Below are 8305 nucleotides of genomic sequence, written 5' to 3'. Positions count from 1 at the left end.
TAGCCACGTCGATGAGCTGGAACGGGATGCGCAGAGTCTACACAGGCAGCGATCTTGACGATGTGCTGGAGCGACGCAGCGGAACCAGTGCAGAGATTAATCTGCTGCTGGTGTCTATGCTGCAAGAGGCCGACCTTGCTCTGGCTGCGCCGGTGCTCATCAGCACGCGCGACCATGGCCATACCGTGCCATTATACCCGTTCCTCTCGCAGTTTAACGATCTGATCGTTGTAGCGTCTACAGATGAACAGGTTATGTTTTTGGATGCGACCAGTCCGCATCGTCCGGCAGGGGTGCTGCCCCTTCGGGCACTGAACGACAACGGGTTTATGCTGGATGAGGAGAACGCGCAGTGGGTTGACATCCCGCGCAATGCGCCAGATCAGCGCTCCTTCTTCACGCAGGGCGAGCTGCACGCGGACGGCACCGTAGAGGCCAATGTGCAAGCCACGTACAGCGGGCCGGGCATTGCTCCGCGCCGCAGCGACTACGAGTCGGCTGACGACGATGCGTCGTTTGTGGCGTCCACTCTGTTCGACCGCTACGACAACGCCGAGGTCGGCGCTCCCCGTGTCGAGATTCCCGATGCACGCCACGAGTCTGTCGTCGTTCGGTCTGATGTGACCATTCCACGATATGCCAACACGGCTGCCGACTTTATCTATCTCAACCCCATGCTGCTTTCTCGATGGGAAGAGAATCCGTTCCAGGCGGAGGAGCGCACGTATCCCGTTGACTTTGGATACCCCGGGCAGGTGGAGCAGGTCATTTCGCTGCAGCTGCCTGAGGGGTACGTGATTGAAGAGATGCCTGGCAACATGCAGGTGCAGCTGCCTAACGAAGGAGGCGCCTACACACGGCTCACCCAAGAGCAGTTTGGACGCTTGACTCTCCGATCGGTGTACACCCTGAACCAACCGGTTATCGGTTCGCAAGACTACGAAGGGCTGCGCGACTTCTTTGCGCGCATCGTCGCCATAGAGTCTGAGCCTATCGTGTTACGCAAGGAAGCTGCGGAGGCCGAGGAGGCTACGGAGTCTTCATCTGAGGCTGCGTCGCAGTGATGAGCAGTAATAAATGAGCAGTAATAAAAGGGTGACGGGTGCGCTGCTCATGGCTCAACATCATCCCCCATTGCCTCCAATCGCTTCACGACAATCGTATGTATATTCGATCCACAGGGTGGGCCGGTATCCTCGCATGGATCCTGCTGGCCTGTCCGGCAACAGCACAAGACATAGGCCCCTTATCCAGCGACCTGGATAACGAGTCGCTTGCGCTTCGCACCGTGCCGCTCCCCATGATGGAGGCAGGACCCGACGCAATCGTACGTCGCCACATTGAACACATAGAGGCGCACGAAGTGGGGTCTGTCTCGCATCATGTCCGCAAAGCCGTCACGATCTTCTCGCGGCAGGGCCGCGACGCCTTCGGGCGGATTCATCTCTTTCACGACTCGTTCCGCTCGATCGACCACCTGGACGGGTGGATACTGGATGCGGAGGGCACAGTTGTGGCAGAGCTGGATGACGACGACCTGCGCGACTATCCGGCCAATGACGGCTTTTCGCTCTACCGCGACCTGCGCGTCACCATTGCCGGGTTGAATCATAGTACCTACCCGCATACCATCGTATTTGAGTACACGGTCGACCGGGAAGGCCACCTGGACTGGCCGGTGTGGCAGCCGCATCATCAGAGCGCGTCGGTGGAGCATGCGCAGTACATGGTCGACACGCCCGAAGCGATGCAGGTGCATTACGATCTGCGGCGAGGCGCCCCCGAGCCGGAAACGCACCGCCACGACGACCGCCGCGTACACACGTGGACGGTGCGTAGCGCCGACGCATGGAAGGCTGAGCTCCACGGGCCGCCGTGGCACCAGCAGGCGCCAGCGGTACACGTGGCCCCCCACCGGTTTGCCATCAGCGATACGGAGGGGACGTTTGCCAGCTGGAGTGCATTTGGCGACTGGTACTACGGGCTTACCGAGGGCCGCCAGGGGCTTTCGCCAGCCTCTACAGTCCGTGCTCACGAGGTGGTAGAGGAGGCTGCCACGCGCCGCGACTCGGTACAGGCCCTCTACGAGTACATGCAAGACCACACGCGCTACGTAAGCGTGCAGCTGGGGCTTGGCGGGTGGCAGCCCTTCGACGCGGGCTACGTAGAGCGTACCGGTTATGGCGACTGCAAAGCGCTCTCAAACTACATGCAAGCGCTGCTGGAAGAAGTAGGAATTCAGGCCTTTCCCGTGCTCATCCACGGCGGGTCCAACCCCCCCGAACTGCGTGACGACTTTCCCGAAAACCGGTTCAATCATATGATTCTGGCAGTGCCTGTCGAGCAAGACACGCTCTGGCTGGAGACGACCAGTCAGCTGCTTCCGTTTGGGCATGTGCCGCGTAGCATCAAAAACCGGCGAGCACTGCTGGTACGCGAAGAAGGAAGCCACCTGGTCGAACTGCCGTCGTCGCAACCCGAAGCAAACCAGCGCACACGGGTTGCTGAGGTACAACTCACATCTTCAGGAGATGCCACCGCCTCCATAACGAACAGGTACACAGGCATTTTTCAGGATACGCCGCGCCACCGGTTAACGAATGCTTCGGCGCGGGCACGCATGGAGTGGCTGCGCGACCAGATACGCTTCTCCACATTTCAGATCGTAGATGCAGACTTCGCGTCGGTCGATGCGCGCGAGCGAGCGATTCGGCTCCCTGTAACGCTGGACCTGCCCCGGCATGCAGCCGCTACGCCCTCCCGTCTGTTCGTAGAGCTGGGACTGCGAGATCGGACGCGCTCGGTCCCCGACGAACCCGACGACAGGCGGATACATCCGGTACATGGCTTCACCGCGCCAGCGGTCTACACCGACTCGGTAACCTACGTCTTGCCGGATGGGTACGGCGTGGAGGCGCTTTCCGGCGGAACGGTGTTTGAGGCACCGTTTGCGACGTACACGGTGACCGTAACCCACGAGGCCCCAGACCAGATTGTGTATGTGCGTCACTTCAAGGTGAGAGAGGCGGTGCTCCGCCCCGACTACTACGAACGCTACCGCAAGCTTCTCCGCCAGATGCATGAAACCGATGCCATGCAGGCCGTGCTGGTAAAGCAGTAAGGCGCCCCTGCTGGACAAATGCGGAAATGCTCCCTAAAACAACAGAGGCTCCCGCGTTGGCGGGAGCCTCTATACAGACACTGTCAAGGTAGTGGGCCTTCCTGGACTCATACAGGCGGTATCCGCTGTTCACTTCACTGTGCAAACCCTCCATTTCTGACCGACAAAGGCTGTTCTGTGGTGCCTATTGTGTAGTATAGACACGATGCAGCGCAACAATTGTTCTACCGTTTGGGTACTATGGTCGAACAGGGTTTGCACATAACATCACAGCATCATGACGAGGGTTTACGTTAAGCTCGTTCACCGCACATCTAAAACCAGTGCGGACGGCACCGCGCCCATCTACCTACGGGTAACGGCGAATCGCCGCAAGCGCTACAAGTCGACAGGCGTGAAGGTGCGTCCGAAGCACTGGAATGAGAAGCGGCAACAGGTACGGGCCACGCATGAACTCGCATCGGCTTACAACAACAAACTGGATACCATTCGGCTGACAGCAGAGCGGGCCGCCCTGGAGGCAGATAGCTGTGATCCGGTGATTGCTGCCGTTGAAGGGCATAAGGGCTCCCTCACCGCGTTCTTTGAGCGGTGGATTGCGCGCCTGAAAAGCAAAGATTCGTACTGGAGACGCCGCAAGTACGAGGTCACGCTCCGCAAGCTACGCGCTGCCTGTGGCGATGATATCGACTTTGCGGAGTTGGATCGCGATGCGCTGGAGACATTCGAGCGCTATTGCCGTGACGAGCGGGGCAACGCCGTCAACACCACGCGCAAAGAACTGTCCCGTGTGGGACGTGTCATGAGACAGGCAATCAAAGAAGGCGTGGTAGACGCATCCGAAAACCCGTTCGACCGCTACGACATGCCAGAGCGGCAGCCTGTTGAAAAGCGCCGCCTGTCTCGCACGGAGATGCAGCGCCTGGAGGAAGCAGACCTTCCCGCCGCCAACCTGGAGGGCGATCCCGAACGGGCTATGCTGGCACGAGATGTGTTCGTGTTTGCCTTCTACGCGGGGGGAATGCGCTTTGGCGACCTATGCCGCCTGAAGCCCGATCACGTCAAGCGAGAGGGCGATACCGTGCGCCTCCAGTACCGCATGATGAAAACCGGGCAGCCTGTTGACCTACCGCTCCCGCGCCCCGCACAGGCGATCATGCAGCGATGGGCCGATCACGCGGGGCCGTACCTGTTTCCGATCTTGACGCACGAGCGCACCGACCCCGAAGTGTTGCGCCGCCGCATCTCCTCTCGCAACGTCCAACTCAACCGCGCCCTGAAGCGGGCCGTGAAAGCCGCTGGCATTGACAAGCCGGATAGCGTGACCATGCATGTTGCACGCCACTCGTTTGCGGACTTTGCCCGCTCAACCAGCAGTGATCTGTACGCGGTAAGTAAGGCGCTGGGGCATAGCAGCCTGAAGATTACGGAGAACTACCTGTCGGACTTCGACCGAGAGGCCACCGACAAGCTCGCAAACGACATGTGGGGGGAATGAGCAGACACTCGCACGCATCGCACATCGCACGAATAGACCATAGAGGGTTGCACGATGGGTACAGAGGAGATACGGGTGATCATGGCAAGCGATATTGTGGAATGGGCACGGGAGCATGGTATTGCAGAGCATTCAATGGCGGCTCTGTTGGACGTGCTTCGTAGGCTTCCAGGTGCGCCCAAAGATCAATGGAAGGCGCTGAACGACTACAGAGAGAAGTTAGAGCCCGCCGCCAAAAGAGTGCTTAAGCAGAATGATGAACTGATGCTTACGCTGGAGGGCTACTTCATGGAAGCCCTAACGGCGCTGATAGAGCAACAGACAGAAGGTAGCGCCTCTGCCGAAGATGCCCTTCAAAGGGAGATGAACGAGTGGTTTGGGAATCTACAAAACCCCCTCCAGCGGCTTTACACCGCGTTAAGCGGCCCGCTGTGGTTGCATCTAAAGACGGAGGGGTTGGCAGCAGAGATATTGGAGACTGTGGCACATGGGGCAGCTATAGCATCGGTTGACATAGGACCCGGTGAGGAATACAACCGCCCGGAGGATGATACATCATTGACCGATGCTTTTTCCGAATGGCACGACGAGGGGCCGCCTGTGCGAGTGCTTAATCATACATCTCTTGCTACGATCACATGGGGAGAGCTACACGAGGCGGCGCTGAAAAACGGTGCCGACTGGGTAAGTGATCGCATACATGCAAATGACGAGAAGGCGAAAGCATTCATGCGGCGCGAGGACATGGCCGAACTGGTTGAGGCTATGATGCTGCAGCAGCCGATCTGCTTCCGGGATGATCGGGCATTGACGGGTGACACGGAAACCAGTGAGGCAGAAGCAGATCAATTGCCAGCGCCAACCGAAGGCGAGGCTACCAACCGACCGCCAATCCCTGAAGATGCTGACCCTTTTGGAGGGCGCAAGGCAAAGCGTGAAGGTCACTGCATTGCGCTCAAGGATGCATGGGATGAACTTGCTGGCACGGAGCCAACAAAGGATGATCTGCACCGCGAGGCCGGCCCCGGTGCACGCAAGGGCATAGAGCGTGCGCTGAAGGATGTCGGGTGGTGGCCCATTGATGGCCCGGTTGTGGAGTACGTAACCGCTGTAGAGAAACTGCTCAACTGGCACAAAGACAGGACGTGATGCGCCTTCAGCGTGGACAGAGGGCGTTTTTGCTGGACTGTCCAACGAAGGTGTCCAGAAGTGTCCAGAAGTGTCCAATGGACAGTAGCACTCATGTGTATGCGGCTGTGAACTGACCCAACAACAGGCAGACGCACAGCCACCATGCCGCACACGATTGTCACCGACACCGAAACCATAGAGCAGATCATTCAGGACGCCGTTGAGGGCGTGCTCATGACGCGGGTGCCTGATGCCTTGCGAGAGGCGCAGAAGCCGGAATGGATGCGCCCGGAGCAGGTGGAGCAGCGCTTTGGGCTGACCAAGCGCCAACTGACGTACATGCGCAACAACGGGAACGTAGAGTACACGCAGCGCGGACGGCGCATTCTCTACAAAGTCGAGAGCATCGAAGCGTGGATAGAGGCGGGCCGCGTGACGCCCAAGAATCCGCCGCAAGACATGAACGCCTCGTCGAATGAGGGAACGCACACCACCAACAAGAAAAGCCCCGACCGGGGTTGAAGCGGTCGGGGCAGAGGGTTTGCACAGCAGCGTGCTGTGTGAATCCGAATACTCTCGAAGCACTCACTCACTAATCAACACGCTGCAATCCTATGTATCATACCGACCCTGAAAAGATCCGCTCGCACCGCCCGGTGCCGTGGTGGATGCACAACCCGCAACTCGCACTTCCTTTCGGTGAAGCATCTGCTTCGGTGGAGCCGGATGCAGCGCCGACGGCCCCGCCCCGTGCGCAGCATCCCGAAGCCCCTGCTTCTGATGCCGCTGATGCGCCATGTCCCGACATGCTGCCGCATGAGGTACGAGAGACGTACATAAGCCTGTTCGGGCTGCCTGCGCTGTATGCAGAGGCGTCATGCCCCGATGCGGTATCAGCCGATGCCGACGAGCACCCGCTCACTGACACAGATGCGCCGCGTGCGGAGGTGGTGGCATGAGCGATACGAAAGTGATGATACAGCATGCCCCTACAGCCGTAGAGACTGCCCGCGCCGTTCTGGAGATGATACCCACCGACGAGATACCGGAGGATGCCCTCCAGTTTGAGACGGAGGGGCCAACCCTTGACGGCGAGGGCCGCACAACCTGGCGCGTTGACCTGGAGGCGGCTACCGCAACGGTTGAGGGGAAGCGCTGGCAGATCCCCGATCTGTACGCATCGCTGTTCGGGCTGTCCGACGAGGATGCCCAAGCCGACATTCGCAAGGTGCTTCACGAAGCTGATGCCATGCATACGCCTACTGACGCCGCATCATCCGCTGATGGATCTCCCGCCCCCGCATCTCCCAATCTGGCATCAGACAATGCCGACGAGGATGCAGGCGCAGAGACGCCCCACGAGGGCGCAGAAGCCGCCGTATTTGAACTGCAGGGCAAGGTAAGCACCCTACAGCGCGAGGCCGAACGGTGGCGACGTGCGGCCCTTCAGGCAGGCGTTGACCCATCCGAGGTGCAGGAAGCAGATGCATCCGCTGATGCCGACGAGGAAACGCTCGTCGATGCACATGGGATTGAATGGGGGCCGCCTGTCCCTCTGCATGATGCAGGCGATCCCGACCCGATCCCGCTGCACACGCTTCCATCATGGATGCGTGACCATATCGAAAGCGTAGCTGGGGCCGTACAGGTGCCTGCTGACCTTCCTGCGCTGCTGACGCTCTGCGCAACTGCCGGGGCGCTGCAAAAGAAAGCCGTGGTCACACCCCGCGTTGGTTGGCGGGAGCCGCTGACGCTCTGGGGGATGGGCGTACTGCCTTCGGGCGCTCGCAAGTCTCCCACCTTCAAAAAGATCACCACGCCGATCACCGATCACGAGATGCTGCTCCGGGAGCAGGTAGAGCAACAGCGTACCGAAGCCCTGGATATGCAGGAGGTGTTGGAGGATCGCCTGAACGCCGCCAAGAAAGCCGCTGTCAAGGCAGACGACCTATCAGAAGCGGAGGCGGCTGTACAGACAGCACGCGACGAGTTAGACGCCCATGAGGTGCCATCTATGCCTGCGCTCTGGAGCGATGATGCCACGTCCGAGGCGCTGCTCAAAGACATGGCCGCCAACGATGGCCGGATGCTCGTCATGAGCCCGGAAGGCGACTTCCTGAAGTTTATTGCAGGGCGCTATGATAGTGGGTCGGTGCTGAATCTCTACAAAAAGGCATGGACAGGCGACGAGGCGGTGCGAGATAGCCGCGTAGGCCGCAAGGGAAACGACGTGCCCAACCCGGCGCTGTCCGTGGCGATCTGCGCACAGCCGACCGTACTGCAAGACCTGGCCCAAAAGCGTACGTTTCGAGGGGAAGGATTGCTTGCACGATTTCTGTACGTGGTGCCGCCGTCGAACGTAGGCAATCGCCTAACCGGAGCCGACGTGCCGCCCCTGGATACCGCTGCTAAAGCCACGTTTGAAAAGCGGCTCACTGACCTATGGGAAGTAACGCCCAAGACCATAGAGGAGGACGGCACCTGGAGCCCGCATGTACTTCGCTTGCAAGATCGTGCCCGTGTCATATTTCATGACTTCGAGGATGAGGTTGAGG

7 protein-coding genes are annotated in these 8305 nt (G+C 59.7%); all 7 read left to right on the top strand.

Annotation, left to right across the window (positions count from 1 at the left end):
* A partial coding sequence (locus PPP56_RS07285) for a DUF3858 domain-containing protein (RefSeq protein ID WP_353563380.1) occupies nucleotides 1-1064 on the top strand: 1064 nt, incomplete at its 5' end.
* Between the two features lie 98 nt (nucleotides 1065-1162).
* A complete protein-coding gene (locus tag PPP56_RS07280; RefSeq protein WP_353563379.1) occupies nucleotides 1163-3121 on the top strand; it encodes a DUF3857 domain-containing protein in 1959 nt (652 codons plus the stop codon).
* Nucleotides 3122-3398: 277 nt separating this feature from the next.
* The gene (locus tag PPP56_RS07275; RefSeq protein WP_353563378.1) at nucleotides 3399-4619 is read left to right on the top strand and encodes a tyrosine-type recombinase/integrase; all 1221 of its coding nucleotides are present in this window, start codon (nucleotides 3399-3401) and stop codon (nucleotides 4617-4619) included.
* A gap of 81 nt (nucleotides 4620-4700) precedes the next feature.
* A complete protein-coding gene (locus PPP56_RS07270; protein WP_353563377.1) occupies nucleotides 4701-5768 on the top strand; it encodes a hypothetical protein in 1068 nt (355 codons plus the stop codon).
* A gap of 144 nt (nucleotides 5769-5912) precedes the next feature.
* Nucleotides 5913-6272, top strand: coding sequence for a helix-turn-helix domain-containing protein (locus PPP56_RS07265; protein WP_353563376.1), 360 nt, complete (start codon nucleotides 5913-5915; stop codon nucleotides 6270-6272).
* A gap of 92 nt (nucleotides 6273-6364) precedes the next feature.
* The gene (locus tag PPP56_RS07260; RefSeq protein ID WP_353563375.1) at nucleotides 6365-6709 is read left to right on the top strand and encodes a hypothetical protein; all 345 of its coding nucleotides are present in this window, start codon (nucleotides 6365-6367) and stop codon (nucleotides 6707-6709) included.
* Nucleotides 6706-8305: YfjI family protein (locus PPP56_RS07255; protein ID WP_353563374.1), on the top strand; the 1600-nt coding region annotated here is incomplete at its 3' end. The genes PPP56_RS07260 and PPP56_RS07255, both read left to right, overlap by 4 nt.

This window comes from Longimonas sp. (assembly GCF_040409695.1).
Classification (GTDB): Bacteria; Bacteroidota; Rhodothermia; order Rhodothermales; family Salinibacteraceae; genus Longimonas.
Note: the sequence above shows the minus strand (reverse complement) of the source record. Positions and strands in the feature narration are given on the sequence as shown.

What these genes read in the sequence shown, in the direction of transcription:
- PPP56_RS07280 (WP_353563379.1), top strand. Translation starts at nt 1,163, where the DNA reads ATGTATATTCGATCCACAGGGTGGGCCGGTATCCTCGCATGGATCCTG.
- PPP56_RS07275 (WP_353563378.1), top strand. Translation starts at nt 3,399, where the DNA reads ATGACGAGGGTTTACGTTAAGCTCGTTCACCGCACATCTAAAACCAGT.
- PPP56_RS07270 (WP_353563377.1), top strand. Translation starts at nt 4,701, where the DNA reads ATGGCAAGCGATATTGTGGAATGGGCACGGGAGCATGGTATTGCAGAG.
- PPP56_RS07265 (WP_353563376.1), top strand. Translation starts at nt 5,913, where the DNA reads ATGCCGCACACGATTGTCACCGACACCGAAACCATAGAGCAGATCATT.
- PPP56_RS07260 (WP_353563375.1), top strand. Translation starts at nt 6,365, where the DNA reads ATGTATCATACCGACCCTGAAAAGATCCGCTCGCACCGCCCGGTGCCG.